General features: G+C 40.3%; 20 protein-coding genes. 8 read left to right on the top strand and 12 right to left on the bottom strand.

What is annotated here, in order from left to right:
- Positions 1-79: 79 nt before the first annotated feature.
- The 4 genes from DVR12_RS11290 to DVR12_RS11275 form a co-directional block, all read right to left on the bottom strand.
- Positions 80-673: a DUF3341 domain-containing protein gene (locus DVR12_RS11290; RefSeq protein ID WP_116975787.1), complete on the bottom strand. Its 594-nt coding sequence runs from the start codon at positions 671-673 to the stop codon at positions 80-82.
- Between the two features lie 45 nt (positions 674-718).
- Positions 719-2,155, bottom strand: a complete 1,437-nt coding sequence (nrfD, locus tag DVR12_RS11285) for an NrfD/PsrC family molybdoenzyme membrane anchor subunit (protein ID WP_116975786.1) — start codon at positions 2,153-2,155, stop codon at positions 719-721.
- 111 nt (positions 2,156-2,266) lie between these two features.
- Positions 2,267-5,329 (bottom strand): TAT-variant-translocated molybdopterin oxidoreductase, encoded by a 3,063-nt coding sequence (locus DVR12_RS11280; RefSeq protein WP_116975785.1) that lies wholly within the window; start codon positions 5,327-5,329, stop codon positions 2,267-2,269.
- Positions 5,330-5,422: 93 nt separating this feature from the next.
- On the bottom strand, positions 5,423-6,691 hold the full coding sequence (locus DVR12_RS11275; protein WP_233522301.1) for a c-type cytochrome: 1,269 nt from the start codon (positions 6,689-6,691) through the stop codon (positions 5,423-5,425).
- A 457-nt stretch (positions 6,692-7,148) separates the two neighbouring features.
- Here DVR12_RS11275 and DVR12_RS11270 point away from each other — a divergent pair, with 457 nt between their 5' ends.
- From DVR12_RS11270 to DVR12_RS11260, 3 genes are all read left to right on the top strand, one after another.
- Entirely contained in the window at positions 7,149-7,916 is a 768-nt protein-coding gene (locus DVR12_RS11270) for a copper resistance protein NlpE N-terminal domain-containing protein (protein WP_116975784.1), read from the top strand.
- A 446-nt stretch (positions 7,917-8,362) separates the two neighbouring features.
- Positions 8,363-8,932 carry a phosphoribosylglycinamide formyltransferase gene (gene purN, locus DVR12_RS11265; RefSeq protein WP_116976207.1) on the top strand — a complete coding sequence of 190 codons (570 nt, stop codon included), beginning with the start codon at positions 8,363-8,365 and terminating at the stop codon, positions 8,930-8,932.
- Between the two features lie 30 nt (positions 8,933-8,962).
- Positions 8,963-9,631: a hypothetical protein gene (locus DVR12_RS11260; protein WP_116975783.1), complete on the top strand. Its 669-nt coding sequence runs from the start codon at positions 8,963-8,965 to the stop codon at positions 9,629-9,631.
- A gap of 1 nt (position 9,632) precedes the next feature.
- On the opposite strand, the gene DVR12_RS11255 is transcribed toward DVR12_RS11260, so the two are convergent.
- Complete coding sequence (locus DVR12_RS11255; RefSeq protein WP_199417087.1) at positions 9,633-12,095, bottom strand: TonB-dependent receptor; 2,463 nt, start codon at positions 12,093-12,095, stop codon at positions 9,633-9,635.
- 68 nt (positions 12,096-12,163) lie between these two features.
- Positions 12,164-12,547: a MerC domain-containing protein gene (locus DVR12_RS28125; RefSeq protein ID WP_116975781.1), complete on the bottom strand. Its 384-nt coding sequence runs from the start codon at positions 12,545-12,547 to the stop codon at positions 12,164-12,166.
- A gap of 185 nt (positions 12,548-12,732) precedes the next feature.
- Here DVR12_RS28125 and DVR12_RS11245 point away from each other — a divergent pair, with 185 nt between their 5' ends.
- Together DVR12_RS11245 and DVR12_RS11240 are read left to right on the top strand one after the other, a co-directional pair.
- Positions 12,733-13,359 carry an SCO family protein gene (locus tag DVR12_RS11245; protein WP_116975780.1) on the top strand — a complete coding sequence of 209 codons (627 nt, stop codon included), beginning with the start codon at positions 12,733-12,735 and terminating at the stop codon, positions 13,357-13,359.
- Positions 13,360-13,373: 14 nt separating this feature from the next.
- The gene (locus tag DVR12_RS11240; RefSeq protein WP_116975779.1) at positions 13,374-13,808 is read left to right on the top strand and encodes a Fur family transcriptional regulator; all 435 of its coding nucleotides are present in this window, start codon (positions 13,374-13,376) and stop codon (positions 13,806-13,808) included.
- Between the two features lie 198 nt (positions 13,809-14,006).
- Here the strand turns inward: DVR12_RS11240 and DVR12_RS11235 are convergent, their stop codons facing one another.
- Complete coding sequence (locus DVR12_RS11235; protein ID WP_116975778.1) at positions 14,007-15,728, bottom strand: M3 family oligoendopeptidase; 1,722 nt, start codon at positions 15,726-15,728, stop codon at positions 14,007-14,009.
- Positions 15,729-15,826: 98 nt separating this feature from the next.
- Here DVR12_RS11235 and DVR12_RS11230 point away from each other — a divergent pair, with 98 nt between their 5' ends.
- Positions 15,827-16,195, top strand: a complete 369-nt coding sequence (locus tag DVR12_RS11230) for a DUF7674 family protein (RefSeq protein ID WP_116975777.1) — start codon at positions 15,827-15,829, stop codon at positions 16,193-16,195.
- 96 nt (positions 16,196-16,291) lie between these two features.
- Here DVR12_RS11230 and DVR12_RS11225 read toward each other — a convergent pair whose 3' ends face one another.
- Both DVR12_RS11225 and DVR12_RS11220 read right to left on the bottom strand, forming a co-directional pair.
- Positions 16,292-16,957: a DUF5606 family protein gene (locus DVR12_RS11225; protein ID WP_116975776.1), complete on the bottom strand. Its 666-nt coding sequence runs from the start codon at positions 16,955-16,957 to the stop codon at positions 16,292-16,294.
- A 79-nt stretch (positions 16,958-17,036) separates the two neighbouring features.
- Complete coding sequence (locus DVR12_RS11220) at positions 17,037-18,737, bottom strand: lamin tail domain-containing protein (protein WP_116975775.1); 1,701 nt, start codon at positions 18,735-18,737, stop codon at positions 17,037-17,039.
- A gap of 144 nt (positions 18,738-18,881) precedes the next feature.
- On the opposite strand from DVR12_RS11220, the gene DVR12_RS11215 reads away from it, so the two are divergent.
- Both DVR12_RS11215 and DVR12_RS11210 read left to right on the top strand, forming a co-directional pair.
- Positions 18,882-19,871, top strand: coding sequence for an aspartate-semialdehyde dehydrogenase (locus DVR12_RS11215; RefSeq protein ID WP_116975774.1), 990 nt, complete (start codon positions 18,882-18,884; stop codon positions 19,869-19,871).
- 349 nt (positions 19,872-20,220) lie between these two features.
- Entirely contained in the window at positions 20,221-20,439 is a 219-nt protein-coding gene (locus DVR12_RS11210) for a hypothetical protein (RefSeq protein ID WP_127042883.1), read from the top strand.
- Between the two features lie 108 nt (positions 20,440-20,547).
- Here DVR12_RS11210 and DVR12_RS11205 read toward each other — a convergent pair whose 3' ends face one another.
- The 3 genes from DVR12_RS11205 to DVR12_RS11195 form a co-directional block, all read right to left on the bottom strand.
- A complete protein-coding gene (locus DVR12_RS11205; RefSeq protein WP_116975773.1) occupies positions 20,548-21,207 on the bottom strand; it encodes a DUF2461 domain-containing protein in 660 nt (219 codons plus the stop codon).
- A gap of 113 nt (positions 21,208-21,320) precedes the next feature.
- The gene (locus DVR12_RS11200) at positions 21,321-22,403 is read right to left on the bottom strand and encodes a porin (protein ID WP_116975772.1); all 1,083 of its coding nucleotides are present in this window, start codon (positions 22,401-22,403) and stop codon (positions 21,321-21,323) included.
- A gap of 277 nt (positions 22,404-22,680) precedes the next feature.
- On the bottom strand, positions 22,681-24,072 hold the full coding sequence (locus DVR12_RS11195) for an ammonium transporter (protein WP_116975771.1): 1,392 nt from the start codon (positions 24,070-24,072) through the stop codon (positions 22,681-22,683).
- Between the last annotated feature and the right edge of the window lie 147 nt (positions 24,073-24,219).

Here is a 24,219-nt window from a genome sequence, read left to right as displayed (position 1 = left end):
CAGAAATTATTTATCTAGCTTTCATTAGTCTTGCTTACGAATCCTAATGTTGCAACTGTATATTTTAGCTGTTAAATTATTAAGCGTTTGCGGTTTGAATTTTACGCAGATAAGGCTCATCATCCTTATCGAAACGTCCGAACCACCATCCTGCTTCAGCTTTCTGTTCATTTATATCATGTGCACCAGCAGCAGTGAGGAAGCTCTTAACTTCTTCTGCGTTAGTTTTCTCTGTTAGCTCAATAACCATTACAAACTTATCATCTGTTTGTCTTGGGTGGAAGATATGTTTCTTCACACCTGGCATCATCTGGCACAACCAGCAGAATGTCATTACCATACCCACAGCAGCAAACAATACAGTCAACTCAAATGTGATAGGAATGAAAGCTGGTAATGGGAAATGTGGTTTACCACCGATGTTCAGCGGCCAATCAACATTAAACACCCAGCTCATAAAAGATAATGCTGTAGTTGTTCCGGTGATTCCATATATGAAACCGGCTGTGTGCAGACTGGTTTCTCTTAAACCCATTGCATGATCAAGGCCGTGAACAGGAAAAGGAGTGTATACATCGTGCAATTTGTAGCCTGCAGTACGTACTTTCTTAACTGCCGGAAACAACACTGCCTCATCGTCAAACAAGCCTACAACAAATTTTTTAACAGCCATATATTTAAAAATTCAAATTCCAGTAATTAGTTCTTAATTCGTCTATTAGTGTGCGTGAGCAACTTCGTGAGCAAATTTCTCTGTGTCTTGCCCTTCGTATACTTCCATTTTCTCTTTATAGTTCTCACCTGAAGTTTTCAGGATTGACTTGATCTCAGCTACCGCAATTACCGGGAAGTATTTAGCGAATAAGAAATAGCAAGTAAAGAACAGACCGAAAGTACCCATGTAGAAACCAACTTCTGGCCAGGATGGACGATAGTAAGACCAGCTAGATGGCAGGTAATCGCGGTACAATGAAGTACAGATAATCACGAAACGCTCGAACCACATACCGATGTTAACGATGATAGACATAATGAAAGTCACAGCAACGCTTCTTCTCATTTTACGGAACCAGAATACCTGCGGAGAAATTACGTTACAGGTCATCATAATCCAGTAAGACCAACCTAAAGGACCAGCAGCACGGTATTTGAAGAATGTATCGAATTCGTAAGGGTTAGCACCATACCATGCCATGAATAACTCAGTCAGGTAAGCGCAACCTACTACAGAACCGGTCAGTACAATTACTTTGTTCATGGCTTCCATGTGTCCAACAGTAATGTATTCTTCCAGGTGTAATATTTTACGAGTAATGATCAACAAGGTATTTACCATCGCGAATCCTGAGAAGATCGCACCCGCTACGAAGTAAGGAGGGAAGATGGTAGTATGCCAACCAGGAATTACAGAGGTGGCAAAGTCGAACGATACAATGGTGTGTACAGAAAGTACCAGTGGAGTAGATAAACCAGCCAATACCAGAGATAATGCTTCGTGACGTTGCCAGTGTTTTGTAGAACCTGTCCAACCAAAAGAAGCTACACCATATAACAGTTTACGTAATTTAGTTTTAGCCCTATCGCGGATGGTAGCGAAATCCGGAAGTAAACCGGAATACCAGAAGAGGAGCGATACGGTAAAGTAAGTAGAGATCGCGAATACGTCCCAAAGGAGCGGAGAGTTAAAGTTAACCCATACCGGACCGCGGGTATTTGGATAAGGCAGAATGAAGAACGCCATCCATACACGACCCATGTGAATGATCGGGAACTGACCCGCGCACATTACGGCGAAGATAGTCATCGCTTCAGCGGCACGGTTTACACCAGTACGCCAGCCTTGGCGGAATAACAAGAGGATCGCGGAGATCAACGTACCGGCGTGACCGATACCTACCCACCATACGAAGTTGGTGATATCCCAACCCCAACCGATAGTCTTGTTCAGATTCCATACCCCAACACCGAAATATATCTGCCAGAACACTGAAAATGCGCCGAAGCCCAACAGTGATAGTGATATAAAAAAGCCTACATACCACAATTTACCAGGCTTTCCCTCAATGGGACTAATGATATCTTCCGTTACCTGGTGATAATCCTTAACCCCGTCTACCAAAGGTTCTCTCAGTGTGGATTCGTATTTTAAATGCATATTCTATAAGCTTTTAGCCGCTAGCTTCCAGCTGCTAGCCCTTGTCTTTTGTTATGATCTCAGATTCTGTAACTTCTTTCTTATTTTCCTTAACGATACCGTTAAAGATCATTATGCGTGATGAGCTTCTTCTTTGTGAGCAGATTCTGCTTTAGGAGCCGCATCCTTGTTTCTGATCTTAGCCAGGTAGTTGATTGAAGGTAATACGTGGGTTTCTTCCAGTACGTAGTACATTCTTTCAGTTTGTTTTTCGTTACGGATTTTGAAGATTTCGCTGTCCTTGTCGTTAACGTTACCAAATACGATCGCACCAGCGCTACATGCTTGTTGACAAGCTGTTTTCGCAGCACCATCTTTCAGAGGGTGACCTTCTTTCTTAGCTTGCAGCTTGGCATCCTGTAAACGTTGTACGCAGAAAGAACATTTTTCCATAACACCACGGCTACGAACCACTACATCAGGGTTCAATACCATACGTGTTAAGCTATCGTTCATATCAGCAACATCATACAGGTTGTTTTCAAAGCTATCAGCTCCGTTCCAGTCTCTCCAGTTGAGGCGACGAACTTTATAAGGACAGTTGTTAGCGCAATAACGAGTACCAATGCAACGGTTATAAGCCATCTGGTTAATACCTTCAGAGCTATGGTTGGTAGCACCTACCGGACAAACGTTTTCACAAGGAGCGTTGTCGCAATGCTGACACAGCATCGGTTGGAATACTACTTCCGGATTATCAGTATCTCCGCTGAAGTAACGGTCGATACGAATCCAGTGCATTTCGTGTGCTTTTGCAACTTCTTCTTTACCAACTACAGAAACGTTGTTCTCAGCCTGACAAGCAATGGTACATGCACCGCAACCAAAGCAGGTATTCAGGTCGATAGACATACCCCATTTAATACCAGGGTAAGTATAGTTTGGATACAAAGTAGCGTCTTTACGGAAGTCAGGACCGAACTTCTTCAGTTCTTCCCTGTCTTCGTTCACTTCTTTAGGGTTCTTGATGAACTCTTCCAAAGTAGTTTCTTTAATGATAGGACGACCTTCGTAGCTATTGTGAGTTTGAGTTAAAGCAACAGGAGCTTTAGCACCAGTAGCTTCTACAGAAGCATCAGTGCTGAAGTAATCGAAAGTCTGACCATTGAAGCTTACAAAAGGATAAGCGTTCTTACCGATATTACCGGCAGCTTTACCGAAGCTTTCGTTATGACCATAACCAAGAGCGATTGCGATAACATCCGGGTGAATACCAGGAAGGATCAGCAATGGCAATTCGATTTCTTTACCACCAACTTTAATTTTCAATACTTTCTTATCAGTAGTGATTTCATAGTCATCACCTAACTGAGTAGAGAATTTCTTAGCGAGTGTATTGGAAATACAAGCGTAGTTATCCCAGGTAGCACGGGTAATAGGATCCGGCATTTCCTGTAACCAAGGATTATTAGCCAGTTTACCATTTCCGATAGCTACTTTTTCGTATAATACTAATTCGTAAGTACCACCTTTCTTAGCACTGCTGATTTTAGAAGCAGCACCGGCAACATCGCCATTGAAAGAAGCACCACCCAGAGCAGGAGCAGAAGCAGGTTCTATAACTCCATCCTGTAATGCTTTATCCCAGGCAGATTCGTTACCACCCAATTTAGCGATCCATTCTTTTTTCAGATAGTCGGCCCAGGTAGTAGGGTTACCACTCCAGGTCAGCAATGTATCCTGAACAGAACGGGTTTTGAAGAGCGGGAGAATAGTAGGTTGAGTGAAGCTGTAGTAACCAGTTTTACCTTCAACATCGTTCCAGCTTTCGAGGAAGTGATGATCAGGAGCTGAGAATTTGCACAGTTCAGTTGTTTCGTCTTTTCTTTCGTTGAAGGAAACTGCGAGTTTTACTTTCTTCAGACCTTCAGCGAATTTAGCTGCATCGTAGTAATCGTAAGCAGGGTTAGCACCGTAAACCAGTACAGCACCGATGTTACCGGCGTTCATATCAGTTACCAGTTTCGCCATTTCAGCGTCGTTACCCTGACGGTAATTAGCAGGAGAAGCGAAATCGATGGTAGTACCGTTAGCACCAACGATGTTGTTGATAGCGTTAACGATAATTTGAACGTTTACGTCGTTAGAACCACTAACTACCAATGATTTACCATTATTAGCTTTCAGTTCTTTAGCAGCTTTCTGGATACCTTCCTGAACGCGTTTATCAGCGATAGCAGGAGCGGTAACATTACCACCAACAGCAGCCAGGAGTGCCAAAGCAACAGCACCAGCTTCAGAAGGACGGTGAGTATATCTTTCGTCGGCATTTGCACCGGTAAGGCTCATAGTGCTTTCGAACACGAAATGCTTAGACATTTCAGGTTTTTCAGCATTGATCTTACGGGTTTGACCGAATTGCTGAGCATATTCAGCAGGGTTCAACCAGGTACCGAGGAAATCAGCGCCTAAGCTAACAACCACTTTAGCGTTTTCGAAGTGGTAAGAAGGAATTACTCTTTTACCGTAAGAAGCTTCGTTGGCTTGCAGCATACCCGAGTAAGAGATCGGATCGTATACTACGTGGCGTGAGTTAGGATATTTAGCAAGGAATTCGCCTATTACTTTTTTAGTACTAGGGCTTAATAAAGTGGAGCTCAATATAACAGCAGGAGCACCGCCTAATCCGGCCAGTGCTGCAGATACTTGTTTATCGAGTTCGGCCCAGGTAGTTTCACTGCCGCTGATAGAAGGGTAGCGAAGACGGGCGGTATCATATAAACTCAAAACAGCACCCTGTACTTTAGCAGTAGTAGCACCGTTTGTGATTGATGATAAAGTATTTCCTTCCAATTTGATAGGACGACCTTCGCGGGTTTTCACCACTAATGGTACGTATTCACCATCAATAGAATAAGAAGAAGCATAATAGTTGGCTACACCCGGAGTAATTTCGTCCGGTTTGTTTACGTACGGAATAGCTTTTCTTACTGGTGTTTCACAGCTGGCGGCGATTGCAGCAGCAGCGGTGGTGAACCCCAGATATTTTAGAAAATCCCTGCGGGGGGTAGTAGCATTTAACAGGCCTTCACTCTCGAACGGTAGTTCTTCACTGAATTCGTTCTTCACAATTTCCTGATGCGCATCGGTATTGTGCAACTCCTCCAAGCCTTTCCAATACTTTTTTTGCTCCATGTTATATTAACGAGTTACGTTTATAAATTTTGATATCTTCTTTTGATTCTGAACTCCGGATGGTTTCCGGAGTTACTAAATCTTAAATCCTTCCTAGTAGTGGCATTTTTGACAATCAGTACCACCAACCATTTCAACAGTTACGCTATCGATCTTACCATCTTTCATTTCCTGGTGAAGTTTCTCGAAGATGCTGTAATAGTTGTTATCTGCGAACTGTACTTTAGTAGTACGGTGACAGTTAATACACCAGCCCATTGACAAGTCTGCAAACTGATGAACTTCGTCCATTTCAGTGATTGCACCGTGGCAAGTCTGACATTGTTGTTTACCAGCTACAATGTGTTGGGAGTGGTTAAAGTATACATGGTCTGGCAGGTTGTGGATCTTAGTCCATTCGATAGGTCTGCCTGGTTTAGTGTAGGCAGCTTTCTCAGGATCCCAGCCAACGTAATCGTATAATTTGGCGATTTCGGCAGTACCGTTCACTTTCTTACCTTCTGCAGTTACCAGTTCAGGACCAGAATATTCTTTAATGGCCTTGTGACAGTTCATACAGATATTTTCAGAAGGAATCATGGCAATCTTACTCTTCTCAGCACCAGCGTGGCAATACAGACAGTTGATCTGGTTAATGCCGGCGTGTACTTTGTGGCTGTAGAAGATAGGTTGTTCAGGCATATAATTTTTCTGACGACCTAAATTGATAGCACCATTGATTGTGAAGTAACCACCTACCATAAAGAGCACTAAAATGATCAGTGCGAGGTAAGCTTTGTTTTTGTAGAAAGGAACAGGGTCCGGAGTTGGTACACCATCTTTATCAGCAGCTAACTTATTCAGGTTGCTGTTGATTTGCATGAGGATCAGTGCTACAACCGCCAGAATCAGGGTAATGATACCGAATAACAAACTGTTATCAGCACCTTCGCCTTCAGCTTTTCCTTCATTACCTGGAACAGTTTTAGGACCAGGAACATTTTTCTCTTCCACCTGAATGTAAGCCAGGATATCATCGATATCACCGTCAGACAACCCAGCGAAAGCAGGCATCGCTTGTTTGTTGTACTCAGCGAACAACTGATTAGCATATTTGTCGCCTGAAGCCAGAACTGAAGCGGAGTTATGAATCCACTGATGTAATAACTTTTTATCAGACCAGCGTCCTTCAACCCCTGCTAATGCAGGACCTGTCAGCTTCTTGTGGACATTATGGCAGGAAGCGCAGTTTGTTTGGAATGTTGCTTTACCCTTCGCTGGATCCGCAGCCTTAACTGAAGAAAACGGAATTACTATACTAGCGCATAGAATAAGCACACTCACAAAATGCTTGCGCAAAAGAATGGAAACACGACGATACACAGCCTATATAGTTTAGATTTGACCTAAAGTTTCTTAAAAGTGCCAGCAAAAATAAGACAGAATGTTGACAATTTTCAAACAATTGTAAAAATTTATTGCCTGCTGATTCGTCTATTTCAACTGGTATATTGAGTGATTATTTCGATGTAATTCTTACTGCTGGCGTATTTAAGCCCTCTGTCGCATATCACCTTTCAGAACTTATTATTTTGATTGAAAGTTCATCAACGATGTGGATAATAGTCTACATCTTAGTATAGAAGTAGGTTTTGGGGGATATAATTATAATATATGCAGATGAAAATAAGATAGTAGACCCCTATATCCTGTTCATCATATTATATATATACACAGAACAAATAAGAACAAATACACTTAAATCTCTGAGAGAGCGTTAAATTTACCATAATAACCTATCAGCCATCCAGAATGTTCAAACCTCTAAAAAAAACATCTTATGCAGAAATCCCTGCTACTGGCGATAGGATTATTCGCCCTGGCCTGTAATAATAAAAGGGCCGGTTCCAATAGTGACAGCACAAATAATACTACCGGCACCCATCAAATGACAAAACTTACAGGCACCTTCCAGGGAACAATCCCTTGTGCCGATTGCCCCGGTATCAACTATCAGATTACCCTGTTCGATGATCATACTTTCAGTGAACTAACTTCTTATCAGGCAAAAGGAATGAATGTAGAAGGTATTCCAATGAATGTTGCAAATGTGGAAAACGGCACCTGGAAGCAACTCTCCGATTCAACAATCATGATTCAACGAAAAGCTGATAATGCCTCATTCCTCGCAGAAGATGGTCATCTCCTGCTCCTCGACCCTAAAGGGAGAAGAATCGAAGGTGTATTGGCTGGTAATTATGTCCTAAATCCGGTTGAAGGGGGCGACAGACGCACCCTATTTGCCCAAAAACGACAACAAGGCATCAATTTTACCGCAAACGGAAACGAACCAGGATGGGCGTTAGACATCGACCATAAACAAATCTATTTTCATACAATAAATGGTGATAGTATCAAAACCGCCTTACCATCTCCACAACCTAACTCCGACAGCTTAAAAGTATACACCACAAAAAATATTACTGTTTCCATCCGAAATACCCTCTGTACAGACGATATGAGTGGATTAATGCGCCCCAATACCGTACAGATTACATATAAAGGCAAAACATACCGGGGCTGCGGAGAGTATTTACAGGTTAAATGAATGCTTTCTCGCAAAGAAGCTAAGGTTTTTGAAGCTAGCCAAGGTAGTTTTTAATTGCTTTCTCGCAAAGTGGTTAAGGTTTTTGAAGTTAGCCAAGATAGTTTTTAATTGTTTTCTCGCAAAGAAGCTAAGGTTTTTGAAGTTAGCCAAGGTTAGTTTTTAATTGTTTTCTCGCAAAGTGGTTAAGGTTTTTGAAGTTAGCCATGGTAGTTTTTAATTGTTTTCTCGCAAAGTGGTTAAGGTTTTTGAAGTTAGCTAAGGTTAGTTTCCTACAAAGAAGCTAAGGTTTTGGGGGAATGGTTTCTATTGGGATATGATGTCTCGAAATCCTTAAGCTGGTTAAAGGATTTTGGGAATAGCTTCCTCTTTTGCTTCTTCAAAAAACTGATGCCGCTTTGCGAGAAACCGGAAACAAGTTAATTTTGCCAGCCATAAAACATCTTCTTTTGAAAAATATAGCCATTTTCGCGTCAGGTGCTGGTAGCAACGCTCAAAAAATTATTGATCATTTCAGACATTCTGATCTGGCCAGGGTCTCATTAATTCTGTGTAATAAGCCAGGAGCGGGAGTATTACAAATTGCTGAACGTGAAAATATTCCGGCTGTCATTATAGATAAAACCGCTTTCTTTAATTCGGATACATATATTAAGGTATTGCAGGAGGCGCATACAGACCTGGTGGTATTAGCTGGTTTCCTATGGAAAGTACCTGCTAATCTTGTGCAGGCATATCCAAATAAGATTATTAACATACATCCGGCTTTACTCCCTAAATATGGAGGAAAAGGTATGTACGGGCATTTTGTACATGAAGCTGTTGTAGCAGCAGGAGATAAAGAAAGTGGTATTACTATTCATTTTGTTAATGAGAAATACGACGACGGAGAAACCATTCTGCAGGAACGTTGTGAAGTAACCAGTACAGATACCCCGGAATCTGTGGCTAAAAAAGTACAGGCTCTCGAACATCGCTGGTTCCCGGTAATTGTGGAACGATTATTGTCCGAAAAATAGCATAAGCGCCGCTCTAACCTCTACAACTGTATGAAAAGAACACTGATATTATTCTGGTTGTTTTCTCTCCCCATCCTATCTGCTGTAGCACAGGATAGTACTACAAGAGTAGGACGTAAAGGTTTCCTGAAAATCAATCCGGCTACCTTAATAAATGAACTTGATATTTATCTTGAACAGGAAATTTCAGATAAGGTTAGCCTTGAATTTGGCATCAGCGGTATTTATACAGATTATCCGGACTACGTATTAGCTAAGAAAATAGACATAGGTCAGAAGAAACCCGATATTAGCACAAGTCAATTCGTTGATGGACGCGGGTTAGGCTTCAGATTAGGTGCCCGCTGGTATCTTTTTTCACGTGATATGAAAGTTTCAAGAGCAGCAGGCACCTATTTCGAACCCATTTTATTCTATAAGAAAGTCTTTTACCCCAACGAAAACGTAACCTTTAATAACACTACCTATACCAACACAGCTGATAAAAATGTAGGCGGCTTACAATTGTTAATTGGCCGACAATTCACAAAAGATAAATTCATCTTCGATCCATACATCGGCTTAGGGATACGCAGTAAGTTTTATAGATACGATACCTATCATTATGATGGTAATAATGTATCCCTCAACGACGGAAAAATGGTAAGTATCCTTCCAAGTGTTCAATTTGGTATAAAAGTAGGCATCAAATTATGGTAGCCTAAAAGGGAACCACTATTTTAGTACTGATATTTCTTCCCATATTATAAATACCTCTTCTTCCGTTAGGTGTTGCTTCATAATATTCGAAGTACTTCAATCGATTCATATTGGATTGATAAGCTACATTACCAATATTTTCTACCTGAAAAAACAGTTCAAACAACAATTTACCTTTCTTATTTACCACTCCTGAACCTGCACCTGCATTCAATAATGTATAACCAGGTGTGAAAGTTTCAGTATCATCTACGCCATAGAAATGCGACTGATCAGCAAATACCTCTACTCCAGCCCGTAAATATGCATTTGTAAAACAGGCAAACCGGTTTTGTGACGTTGCCCGAATCTCTGTGCGCCACTGGGTTGGAGGAATCAGCGGTAAGTAACGGGCAGCAGAACCATGTTCTGCAATCAGCGCCGAATTTCTGTTGCGGCCCTGGGTAATAGCAAGATTAGAATTCACATTCAGCCATGGAATCCGGCGGGGATGCAGTCCTACAGAAAGTTCCGCCCCATAAAGCCTGGCGGCCGATTGTTGATAACTGTATGTTACATTACCAGGAACAATTACTACAGGATTTCCATTATTATCGTATAGTCTTGCCTGATAGATATAGTTACTAATGCTATTATGAAAAACAGCCAGATCTACGTCCAGATCCGGAAGCATAAGGGCCAACCCGATATCTTCCTGTAAGCTGAATTCAGGTTTAAAGTTCCTGTTCCCCAGATAAACAATATGAGCACCGGGATCAAGACCATTAGACCCGATCTCTGTTATATTCGGAGCCCGGTAGCCTCTTGCTACATTTGCTTTTAGAAACAGATAATCATTGATGCCCCAGGTAGCGCCGAGGCTCCCTGAAATTCCACTATATCTATGATTAAAATGCGGGAATTGAAGGTTGGCACCTGCAGTATCAGGTGGATACACGCGTTTTTCCAGGCCGTTGTCTTTATCCGGACCTACATAGAAGTCGTTCCAGTTAATAAACCTGTTATCGTACCTGATACCACCGGAGATATCTACCGATCCTATTGTTTTCTTAGCATACAGGAACCCTCCTATATCAAAAAGGTCGTAATCGGGAATTGGAAAATCTGTTGCTTTTTTACTTTTATTGGATTGATACATTCCATTGACCCCCACGGTTGTTTCAATCCCTTTAATAACCGGCAGATTATATCTTACATCATAGTTCAGGGTATTAAGTACAACGTATAGCCCGGGCTGTGAGGTTAGTTCTGGATGATTATATTCCCGCCTGATACTTTGCTGCAAAGCCAGCATCGTTTGCAGGTTGCTACTTCCTAGTTTATAGGAAGTGTTGTTATAAACTCTGTAATGCTGGATTCTTTGATGAAGCGGGTTAAGGGTGTAAGTACGCAGGCGACTATCGGGAACTATAGGTCTGTTCTTAATATCATCGTCTTCATTTACCTGATATGTAAACTTCCTGGTAAGTGAATCCCGGCTTCCATCAGGGATTTCCTGGGTATTATCGTACAAAGTAACACCAGTTTGAGAATAACCCCATGATTTATCTACTCTTCCGAGCAAGGATAAATTATATTCTCTGAATGCGGTACCATATACGTATCCGTCTATTTTATTCTGATAATTGTGAGCAGCTTTTACACTTCCTCTGACCATGTATTTCCAGTCATTTATTTTTTGCCCCAGCATTAAGGAAGACCCGATCATTCCGTTGTTGGTATGATAATCTACCAGGGCACTTCCTTTAAGCCGGCCAGATTCCATTGATGGAAATTCCGGAATCATATTTATAACACCAGCCAGGGCATCAGACCCATAAGTCAGGCTGGCCGGCCCTTTTACCACTTCAGCTCTGGTAACGCCATATTGGTCTATCTCGATACCATGTTCGTCGCCCCATTGCTGGCCTTCCTGTCGAACCCCGTCATAAAGGGTTAGCACGCGATTATAACCCAGACCTCTGATGAAGGGCTTAGAGATATTTGGGCCGGTAGTTACAGCACTGAGTCCGGGGATTTCTTTAATGATTGCATCAATGATGTTATTATTTACGTTCCTGTTCATGGTTTTACCTCCTATAACGGCAAGGGGTATAGGATTTTTCCGGATTGAAGTAGCCTTGGAAACTCCGGTTACTACCACTTCATTGAGTTTGGAAGCATCGTCAGTTAGAATTACTGTACAGTTGGTGGTAAGATTAGCGGTTACTGTTTGTTGTTGAATGCTGGTTCTGTAACCAACAACAGAAATTTTAAGCTCATGCTTACCGGCTGGCAGGTTTTTCAGGATGAAATTGCCATCCTGATCTGCCATGCTACCAATCTTAAGCGCCGGAATTGCGATGGTAGCCAGCGGTACCGGATGTCCATCGGGTGTTCTGACGACGCCTTTTATATTCCCTTGCTGAGCAGTGGCCAGCAGGGTAGAGAACATGCAAATAGAGAGTATAGATATTAGTTTCACTGAATATTTATTTTTCAGCAAATCTATAAATTGAAAATATGTTTGTCTAAATTATTTTTTAGGCTAATCTAAATTTTACAAATTTTCATCCATCTATAATTCAATAAATGAGCAATGATAATTCCAATAGCCGCCAGAAAAATAAGGAGTAGTTCTAAGCTATTTTCAATATAAAAATGTGCGAGCAGAAGAATGGAAAAGCTTATTATAAAAATGAACACTGAGAGAAAGCGTTTATGATGCATCAGATAGCCGCGCCCAAGCGACCAAATTCCAATCAGGAATGAAAAACCCAGGAGACAATATTCAACATAAACATTCTCGCTCCATAAACTGCCGATAGGCAATAGCATTAATACCAAAGGCCAGATTGCACAATGTATCGCACAAATGATAGAGGCACTTATTCCAAGGAAGTCGGCATTTACTTTTCTAATGATTTTCAAATCCATTTTTCTAAACTTTCATGACGCGAATATACACAAATATGCAACATTGTTGCATATTTGTTAAATAAATAAAAACGTTATGTATAACGTATTATAAAATCATAGAAAACGAGTGTTTCTTTCATAATTGGCGAGTATCTCTTTAGGATGTAGTACCTTTGTATACTGGATAAAAAGGTGACTTACCTATGTCGAAGAAATTAATCATACTCATTTCATTTTTTGTTGTGTTGAGTGCAGTCTTTTTGGGATATGCAGGATATGTAATTAAAGGAGAAACCGGCTCCTTTTTCGGGAAAGAAAAATTACCGTTCTTAGGTCCGGTAGGCCATACGGTTCCTGGATTTTCCTTTACAGATCAGAATGGTCAAACTAAAACCAAGGCTGATGTAGATGGTAAGATCTATGTAACTGAGTTTTTCTTTACTACTTGTACAGGTATTTGTCCGAAGATGAATGCCAATATGGAAAAGGTATATGCTAAATATAAGGGCTATTCCAACTTTCTGATCCTTTCTCATACAGTAGATCCTGAAAATGATAGCGTAGCTGCATTGAAAGCATATGCAGAAAAGCATGGAGCGGATTCAAAAAACTGGTGGTTCTTAACAGGAACAAAGAAAGATTTATATCGATTGGCTCGCCAGGGTTATTTAGTAGATGATGGTACTTACACCGGAGATGAGGATTTTGTGCATACACAATGGTTTGCGCTGGTAGATAAAACAGGACATATCAGAGGCCTGTATGAAGGCACCAAACAATTGGATATTGACAGGTTAATTGAAGATATCGACAGATTAATGGGAGAATAATAAATTTTTTCATCATGGGCAGCAAGCAACAATTAACGGAGCGGATTGGAAACCTATTGCGGGAAAGCAAGTTAAGCGTGACAGATACCAGAACCAAAATTCTGGAGCTTTTCATGAAAAGCAATGGTGCACTGGAACATAGCGATTTTGAGAAACTTACAGGCTCAAGTTTTGATCGTGTTACCGTGTATCGTACACTACAAACTTTTTTGGATAAAGGCATAATACATAAAATACCAACTACAGATACCTCAGTCAGATATGCGTTATGCAAATCTGAATGTACAGAACATGATCATCACGATCATCATGTACATTTTAAGTGTGAAGAGTGTGGAAATACTGTTTGCCTGGAAGAAACTAATGTGCCTGCCATCCATCTACCAAAGGGTTACGCAGCACATAATGTAGAAGTAGTGGTAAGTGGGGTTTGCAAATCCTGTAAATAAGCTCGCGTTGCTCGCTTGTGTTTCTCGCAAAGAGGCATAAGAAGCAAAGAGGCATAAGGATCGAAGCGATTTTTAAGGGGCTCCTGATTGGTTTTTCTATTATATTAGAAACCGATCTGAATTCCTTGAACATTCGCTTCGATCCTTATGCCTCTTTGCTTCTTATGCCTCTTTGCGAGAAAAAGCGAGCAACGCGAGCTAAATCTTCGAAATTTCTGCCTTCACAAAATCTGCCAGCTCTTTCACATAAGCAGGAGAGAAATCGAACTTAATTCCTGCAGCTTTATATAGCTCGGGTAATGTTTTAGTATTTCCTAAACTCAATGCTTTCACATAGTTCTCCAAAGCCTGTTGCTTATTTTCTTTGTACTGTTTCCACATTGCTATAGCACCTAATTGAGCAATTCCATATTCTATGTAATAGAATGGTACTTCAAACAGATGCAGTTGCCTTTGCCAGGTAATAGCTCTATAGTCTTCATGCCCCGACCAGTCAACAACTGAAGGAGAAAACTCATTCAGAATTTCCAACCATTTAGCAGTCCGTTCTTCAACTGTATGTTGAGGATTTTCATAAATCCAGTGCTGGAATTTATCTATAGTTGCAATCCATGGGAAAATAGTAATTGAACGTTCCAACTGTTGCAATTTAGCCCGTCGCAGCTGGTCGGCATCTTTAAAGAAAATATCCCAGTAGTCCATCGTCAGCAGTTCCATGCTCATGCTCGCCACTTCAGCAATCTCCATTGGATATTCTTTAAAAGCACTCAATGTAAGATTATGACTTAAGAAAGAATGTACAGCATGTCCACCTTCATGTACCATGGTGGTAAGATCCTTCATTTGTCCGGCTGCATTCATGAATATGAAAGGTACACCAGTTTCTGCAAGTGGGCAGTTATAGCCACCTGGCGCCTTACCTTTTCTGCTCTCGAGATCGAGCCGCCCCATTTGTTTCATTACCCGCAGGCAATCACCAAAGAAGGGATCGAGTTTATCGAATGTTTCGATAGCTTTGGAAACCAATTCATCGCCAGTATGGAAGGGCTCCAGTGGCTGTACTCCAACAGGTTCGGCATCAGTATCCCAGGGTCTTAAAACCTCGAGATTAAGTTTGGTTTTCTGCTTTTCAAGGGTATCCTGAACCAGCGGTACTATATGTGATTTGATGGCTTCATGAAACTGGAAAACATCTTCCTTAGTATAATCGAACCTTCCTAACTCTTCGAATTTATAATCGCGGTAGTTATTGAATCCTGCATTCTTTGCAACCTGATCACGTTTTTTAACAAGGCCAGAGTATAGTTCATCCAGGGCCTGTTTATCTTCCAATCTTCTGGCAGCTGTTTTGGTAAACACCTCTTCACGTAAGGCTCTATCGCTGCTTTCGAGGAATTTTGCGGCTTGCTGAAGCGTGTATTCCTGGCCATTAACAGTAATCGTCATTTTACCGGCGATGGCACCATATTGTTGGGCCATTACGCTAAGCTCCGCCTGGATAGGAATATTTTCTTCTCTGAAGAGTTTGATTTGCTTGTTAACGCTGCGTATATACGTTTTATACAAATCGGGATCAAGTTCTTTTACATATGGACTTTCGATAAACTTTTTGTTTAACGCATCGGCGTATGGCTGCAGCTTAGGCTGAATTTCCATACAGAAATAAGTGAATGCTTCTTCCAGCGATTTATCAGTAGTATCGCAGGTCATTTTGATTTGGCGCCAGCAAGCATCTTCACTTACTACGGCTTCCAGCTCACTCATATCTTTAAGCCAACTTTCGAGGTCAGTAACGCTATTAATATTTCTTTGAATTAATGCTTCGAAGTAGGGTTGAAGAGTATCCCAGGTAGTTACTTGAAAATCTTCCGGGAGGAAGTGGCGGGGTACTTTTTTGATATCTGCACTTAAATTATTCATCCTATCTATAATTTTTTAATTTTCAGATTGAGAAATTTATGAAATTTTACTTGAGTAGGAAACTAAAGAATAGTTAATGTTTCCTATAAATAAAACTTATGAGTGTTTGGAGACACAAAGCCTTAGAAATAATGCCCCGGTTCAAAAGGGAGATTGAGGACAATGATATTTATACTGCGTTCATGCTATTGCTTTCCGAAACGCAGGAAGCACATGATAATGATAATAAATTGCAGCTCCGCAAATATTATGACTATGCCGAATGGTGTTTTCGCCAAAACGATAAGAATCTTTGGAATGCGGCAGGTGTGGTCTTTTATGAGCATTTGTTGGATCATTCAAAGACACTGAAAGAATTTGCGAAATGGGTTAAAAAAGATATCTATATAAAGATCCGTCCGTTATTAGAAAAACGGTATAATAGCCAATTGGTAAACCAGATAGATCGTCAGTATACTATTTTCTAAAAAGACTTCAGGCTTCTACTTACCAGGAAAAACCTTTGTAAATAGAAGCCTGTTAGCAGGGTATTGATGAATGGATCATCAATGCGCCGATATACTTTATTCTTCTGTTTTCTTCTTGCGTGGTTTAGCTACTTTTTTAGCTTCACCTTCTTCTGTAGACGCTTCTTCTTTCTTAGCTTTAGTCTTCTTAGGTGCTTTTTCAGCGGCACCTTCTTCACCTTCTTCCTTGTCGGCCTTTTTAGCGCGTGCTTTCTTTGGCTTTTCTTCTGCTACTTCTTCAGTGGCAGCGGGAGCAGCTTTTTTCTTTTTTTCTGGTGCGGCAGTTTCTTCAACTGCTACTTCTTCCACTTCCTCTTCGCCGTTAGCGAGGATTTCATCGAATTTCAACAGATCATTTGCTTTGAGGATACCAAACCATTTAACCATCTTCTTCATATCGCTCACATATACTCTGTCTTCATCGAATTCAGGGAATACGTTTTTGAAATATGCTTTGATAGCATTGTTATCTGCTTTACCGTCTAATGGCGGAAAAGTTGAGAACTTTTCGTCCATAGCTTTAAATACTTCAGCCAGGTTTACGTTTTCGCCGGTAGTGAATACTTCAATACTTTCCAGTGGAGTAAAATTATGCACGCGGGAAGACACAAACTTAGTGCTTTTATCTTCCAGTGACCTTACGATGGCGCCATCTTGTTTGCTGGCTACTAACTGAAACAAACCGCCCAATCCGGTTACTGCAACAATTTCTCTGTACTGCATGTCTAAATTTTTAGGAAGCGCAAATATAAATAATTATAATAGATTGCCAGTGGCTAATTTTACGTATTAGAGATCGCTGTTATTTCAACTTCCGTGCCAGCGTTACCGTTCTTTTCCAGCGCATAATGCTTCCCTGCAAGTTAAATATTTCTATTAAGAATATATAAACTCCTGATGGCAAAATTTCTGAAGCCTCATTTGTTCCATTCCAGGATAAATTCCCACTATTTCCCAGTAGTATATTACGCGCCAGCTGTCTGACAAGTTTACCCTGTATATCGTAGATATTCACATTGCCCACATAACCAGGCTGGGGTAGTTCCCAGCTTAATATGGCTTTATTATCAATAATCAGATCGGGGGTTATCAGTGCTGGTTGAATCGCAATAATAGGAGGATTAACTGCTGCCACCCATCGCTGGGAGTTTTCGAAGCCGGGAGTAGCTCCATTGTATATATTAGAAGCGGTATGCCAATTAGAGGAAATATCAGATGCTTGCTCGGGAGACAAACGCTCTATCGACACATCGCGGTTGTTAGTCATTAACGGAAAGAATAGGGAATCGGAATATCGTACATCATCAATAATTGTAGAATCGGCTGATAATAATATAACTGATCCTTCATCCATCGCCATGGTGGGTAAGCTATTTATTGTTGCAATTTTATCCTTTGCCTTACAAATAAAATGTTGGCATAATGCTTCTGCATTGGTGGTAAAAGCGAGGTAATCGGAAGCTGGTAATATTCTGGGGAGAACAGCCAGTTTTCGGAAGGTGGAGAGACTTCCATCTTTCTTTCTGGAGCTAAAATATAATTGATCTAAAGCTATTGGTTTATCAGATCTGTTATAAACCTCGATAAATTTAGGGATGCCCGGGGAAGGATTAACCAATAGTTCGTTAATTACAATATTTCCTTTTTGTGGTTTTTTCCCTTTTCCCAAGATAGTGGTATTATACAGGTCACTTTCCTTTCCGGTACAATCCAATAAGCCATTGGTAGTGATTTGATATAATACTTCAGTATAAACGGGGTCCAATAAACTAAGGTCCACCTCTTTAAATAATGGAGGCACAGCTTTAATGGCCTTCAATGGGAGGTCTGGGGATATTTTGTAATATGTAGGATTAGTAGCGATGCTGCTATCTAATGATTTGCTGAACAGGAGCCTGATTGTGAGACTATCCAGCCATACAGCGTAGAGCAGATCGGGGCGGGAATCATCGGTCCATTGCCCGTGTACAGAATTCATGGTTCCGGGAGTGCCGCCGGTAGAACTGGAGCTTGGCAGCCAGTTGGCTTTTTCATAACAGGGTTTCCCGATATCAATCATTTCAAGGCTTTTGCCATTCTTTGAAACACTGCCGTACCAGCCCTGATTGTAATCAATAGCGTGAATTACCTTATGCTTTGAATCGAAAAGCGTGATCAGGGCTGTATCATCTGAAATTGCCGGGAACCTGGAAATCCCAACAATATTGCTCTGATGATAGGCTTCTGCCCCCGCAACGGAACAAAATACGATTAGGCTATCAGGTTTCAGAAGATAAGCTGGTAAAGAAACAGTGCGGCTATTAACTTTTAGCTGCCAGTTTTCAAGATTATAGGAATGAACACTCCGATTATATAATTCTATATACTCATATGGCGGCAAAGCCAATACTGGTGTGGGCTTTGGTAATACTTCATGAATAACAACATCATAAATTTCAGGATTTTGGGAAAAGGCGGTACAACATATCAGTACCAGCAAGGAACAAACAACGGGTAAACGCATAATAAAAAATTGAAGATTGAAGGTATCAGTATTTTAGGAGAGGCTTGTTAATGGCGTCTTAACAGCAAAAAAAAGTTAGTGCTATGAAAAGCGCTATTGTTATATTAATTTTGAGTTCCTAAAAAAAATTTAAAAAACAATAAAATGAAAGTTGCCGTAGTAGGAGCGACCGGACTGGTAGGCTCCAAAATGTTACAAGTTTTAGCGGAGAGGAATTTCCCCGTTACTGAATTGATTCCAGTAGCTTCAGAGAAGTCTGTAGGTAAGGAAGTAACATTTAAGGGTAAGGGTTATAAGGTGGTGAATGCAGATACGGCTATTTCCATGAAGCCTAACGTGGCAATTTTTTCTGCAGGTGGAAGCACATCATTAGAGTGGGCTCCAAAATTTGCAGCTGCAGGCATCACTGTTATTGATAATTCCAGCGCATGGAGAATGGACCCAACCAAGAAACTGGTTGTTCCTGAAGTTAATGGAGATGCAATTACACAGGAGGATAAGATCATTGCGAATCCTAACTGCTCTACAATACAAATGGTATTGGTATTAAAGCCACTCCATGAGAAATATAAAATTAAGAGAGTTGTAGTTTCAACTTACCAATCAGTTACTGGTACAGGTGTTAAAGCTGTTACACAACTGATGAATGAAAGACAGGGTATAGAAGGGGAGAAGGCATATGCATACCAGATAGATCTCAACGTAATTCCGCAGATCGATGTATTTCTCGACAATGGTTATACGAAAGAAGAGATGAAGATGGTAAATGAAACCAAAAAGATCATGGGAGATGATAACATTTTGGTAACAGCAACTACAGTGCGTATACCAGTAATGGGTGGACATAGTGAATCTGTAAACATTGAGTTTGAAAACGAATATGATGTTGCGGAAGTGCGTTCATTACTGAGTCAGACACCTGGAGTGATAGTAGTAGATGATCCATCGAAAGCGCAGTATCCAATGCCTAAGGATGCTCATGATAAAGATGAAGTATTTGTAGGCCGTATTCGCAGAGATGAAACTCAGCCTAAGACTGTAAATATGTGGATAGTAGCAGATAACCTTCGTAAAGGTGCTGCAACCAACGCTGTACAGATAGCTGAATACCTGAGCGGTAAAAACTGGTTGTAGTTTATCATACTGTTGTGTTATGTAAATTTGTGGAGGATGGTCTGATTATCGCAGTAGCAAACATGACTATACGAAAATATATTTGTAAGTAATTAAAAGCAAGCATGTTAATGCTTGCTTTTTTTTATTGTATATAGAAATTTATTGTGTGTGTAGTTGAAAAATTACACGGAAGTAGTATTGATTTGTGGAGGATAAAAAGCAATTTTGGAAGTAATAATCCTATGCCAACTAACCTCTTTAAAGAAGAGGAGTCCAATTTTAGAGATGCCGGTATTTTTCGTTATTTTCTAATCAGAAAACACCCTTAAGTCCTATGAAAACCAACACCAATCGAGAACTTCTGTTAATGCACAAGTTTACCGAAGAGTGGAGTACTAATTTCTCATCTCAGGTATCCAGGATCATGAACATCGTTGATCAGCAGGATACACTAGATGGAATTATACCAATTATTGAGGTGGCCAATGTCTACAATCAACGCTTTGCGCATGCGCGTACCGACAAGGAAAACTTGTTAAAAAATCGCAAAGCTCGTCCATTTGAATTTCTAATTCACAAGAATTAGTGAATATGCATTATTAGTTTATCAAACGATAATTGTATTCATCAGGAACGCTAATTATCAGGAATTAAAATTATTGATTGATAAACTAATAATTGCATTGCAATGCAATTAATCCAATGCACGATTTAGGAATTGCACCAGCGGTTGCATAACTGCAAAAGTCTTGAGGATTTCTCTGACAACAGCAGGTTGTGTGCACAATTCATCTGGAAATTGCCTTTCCACCAATACGCTTTTTAATTTAAGATATGCGATTGCAGGGTTATCAGGAGCATAACCCTGAGGAGCTGTTTTTAATGCATCCCCTTCTACTTTACTAAAGTGGCGGATAAATTCTTTATTGGATATAATCTGTTCGAATTCTTCAAAATTATAATCAATTTCCTGGCGTATTTTTTTCAATGCAGGAGCAGGAGGCATCCAAATACCACCACCTGCAAAGCTTTTATTACCAGGTTCGAGATGAAAATAATATCCGGCAGTAATAGCTTTCTTTCCTCCGGATTGGAATGAAGCACCGAAATGTGTTTTGTAAGGAGTCTTATCTTTAGAAAATCTAACGTCTTTGTATATACGAAAAACAGAATCTTTTATCTGTAATCCTTTAATTGCAGGATCTTGTTTCGACAATCCATCAATCAATTGCTGAACGGTATTTTCAAAATCAGTTTTTGCATTCTGATAATCTGATTTATGATTATCGAACCATTCTTTATTATTATTAAGCCTTAGCGTCTTAAGAAATTTCAACGTGGATGGCTGCACCATACTAGTCATTTGTTTTTTGCAGCAAGTTAATAAAATAGGTGTAAATACAAAGAGGTGCCTGTCAATCTCTAAAGAATTAACAGGCCCCCTTTTATGCGATGGGAAAAGTCAGATTAGAAATGATAGGTGGCCCCAATCAGTACATTAGCAGATTGATCTACAGCCTTTCCGTCGGATTTCTGGAATATTTCAGCAGACGCTTTATCCAATCTAAACTCAGGCATTATAGTAAGGTTTCCTACCTTATAATTAAGCGTTACAGTTCCGGCAACTACATTTCCACCGTCGCGGGCAAAAACCTTAATACCATCTTTATCACTAAAATATTCACCACGTACGGTAAGTCCAACTTTTTCTGTGAAGTCGAGATTCACATATAAAGCATTTCCCCACCAGTTAACATTTTCACGGGTACTTTTAGGAACAGCAGTATTAGAGTAAGTACTATAAGTAGCATTATATCCTAATCCGAATACTTTAGTGACCTGATACGTACCTACAAAATCGATCTGATGATTTTGAATACCGGAAGTATCTTTTCCTTCGAGGTAATTCAGATAAAGCTTCAAAGGAATTTTGGAAGCAGTATATCCGAGTTGTGCCCCGATATATTTATGGCCGGTAAACGAAGCAGATTTCAGGTCAGTAGGATTAAATACGCCAATCATTGCACTGAAATTTGAGCTGAGGGCAATATCGGCTTTTACACCAGTATGGAAGAAAGGGCCGTAGCTAAACATATAGCTCATGCTATAGTTTCTGTTTAAATAAGCATCTACCAGTTCGTAGCCAACGTGTGTAGCATAGCTACCTAAACTAATTTTCACTTTGCTGGTAAGTTCGTAGCCAACGTATAATTGTTTGATTGCCATTGAAAGGCCTGTGCTGGCATCAGGCACATCATTATAGGAAAACTCACCGGCTCTTTTTCCAAATCCAAGATCAGCAACAATGCTTCCTTTTTTAAAACTATGCTCAGCTTTCAGCGATACCATTCCCAATTCAAAAGAGTTATGTGAGTTGGTAAAGCTGGTTTTATTATTATCGGTTGCGGTTCCGTTGAAATTGTATTTGTAGTATACATCAGCAGATCCGGATAACTTAAATGCAGGAGCAGTAGTTGTATCTGTAGCGGATTGAGACATGGCTAGCATCGTGCTGCCCATTGCAAATAAGGTCGTTAACATTCTTTTCATACTTATAAGTTTGGTTGATAAAATGGTAAGAAACTGTTGATTCGTGCCTTTTCCTGCAAGATTGTTTTGGGGTGCGCGTGCAATAAGGTGCTACAATAAATTAGAAGGAATGGATAATCAGTAATTAATGATTGGTGCGAGTTTCATTATTTACAGCAAAACAATTACCAATTATCCATTCCAGGTTCTTACAACATAAAGTATATGTTTAATAAAGTTGATAAAGATCTGATTCAAAGAACTGATTGTGGTTGAAAAAGCTAGTCTTGGTTCCTACTCATGAATGAATCAGTTCATCTTCTTCTTTCAGAGAGCCATTATCAGATACACTGATAAAAGATGAGTGATAACCTTCATTGTGTTGAGTAGCATCCAGACCCAGTTCTTCTTCTTCATCGCTAACCCGTAAAGGATGAATTAAATTGATCAGTTTAAAAATTCCATAAGAAACAATAAAGCTGTAACCAACAACCAGTAAGAGGCCTAAAACCTGATTCTTAAACAGTTCGAAGTTGCCATAGAGCCAACCATCATTACCACCGCTATTGATAGTTTTGGTTGCAAAAACACCTGTGAGCAACATACCCACCATACCACCAAGTCCGTGACAAGGGAATACATCTAAAGTATCATCGATGCTTGTTTTAGATTTCCAATGAACAGCGAGGTTAGAAATGATAGCAGCTATGAAGCCGATAAAAATACTTTGAGGAATCGCTACAAAACCAGCGGCAGGAGTTATAGCCACCAATCCAACTACAGCACCGATACAGAAACCGAGAGCTGAAGGTTTTCTGCCACGGATTACATCAAAGAATACCCATGATAAACCAGCAGCAGCGGTAGCGGTATTAGTAGTAGCGAAAGCAGAAGCAGCAAGGCCATTGGCACCTAAAGCAGAACCGGCATTGAAACCGAACCAGCCAAACCATAACAAGCCAGTTCCTAATAATACGAATGGAATGTTTGCAGGCTGTAAATCCTTCTTCTCGATGTGATCCTTTCTTCTCTTTAATACTAATGCACCAGCCAATGCAGCACATCCTGCAGAAATATGTACAACGGTACCACCAGCAAAGTCGAGTACTCCCAATTTAAACAGTATGCCATCCGGATGCCAGGTCCAGTGAGCAATAGGAGCATAAACTAGTAGGCTAAACAATACCATGAACAACACGTAGGAAGTAAAGCGGATTCTTTCAGCTACCGCTCCTACCACCAGGGCCGGTGTAATAATTGCAAATTTCATCTGGAAAAGTGCAAATAATAACAACGGAATAGTGGGGGCCAGGCTCCACGGGGCTCCTGACCCTACATTGTTGAACATAAAAAAGGTACTTGGGCTACCGATAAGACCATGATAAGATTCACCAAACGCCAGACTAAATCCAACTACTAGCCAAACAATACTAATAATACCAGTTGCTATAAAGCTCTGCATCATTGTAGAGATAACATTTCTCTTATTTACCATTCCTCCATAAAAAAATGACAACCCAGGGGTCATTAAGAATACAAGAGATGAGGCAACCAGAATCCAGGCAATATCTGCGAAGTTATATTTGCTGGTATCTCCAAAAACTGGGAGAGATGGAACAAAAATTCCAAGTATTGCGACTACCGTGAGGAAAATAAAGGGGAGGTAGTCTTGAAATGTTGTTTTCTTCATAGCGATGATATTTTTAAATTCTTAAATAAAAGTAGAGGTTGAATTTAAAACATCAAATAGATCGCCTTAAAAATAGAAATATTTGAAATTGAGGCAGGAAATTTGGGTTAAAATCAATTATATTAAAATAAATAATAATATTAATTA

Origin of the sequence: Chitinophaga silvatica (assembly GCF_003419895.1) — a bacterium.
GTDB classification, from domain to species: Bacteria; Bacteroidota; Bacteroidia; order Chitinophagales; family Chitinophagaceae; genus Chitinophaga; species Chitinophaga silvatica.
Note: the sequence above shows the minus strand (reverse complement) of the source record. Positions and strands in the feature narration are given on the sequence as shown.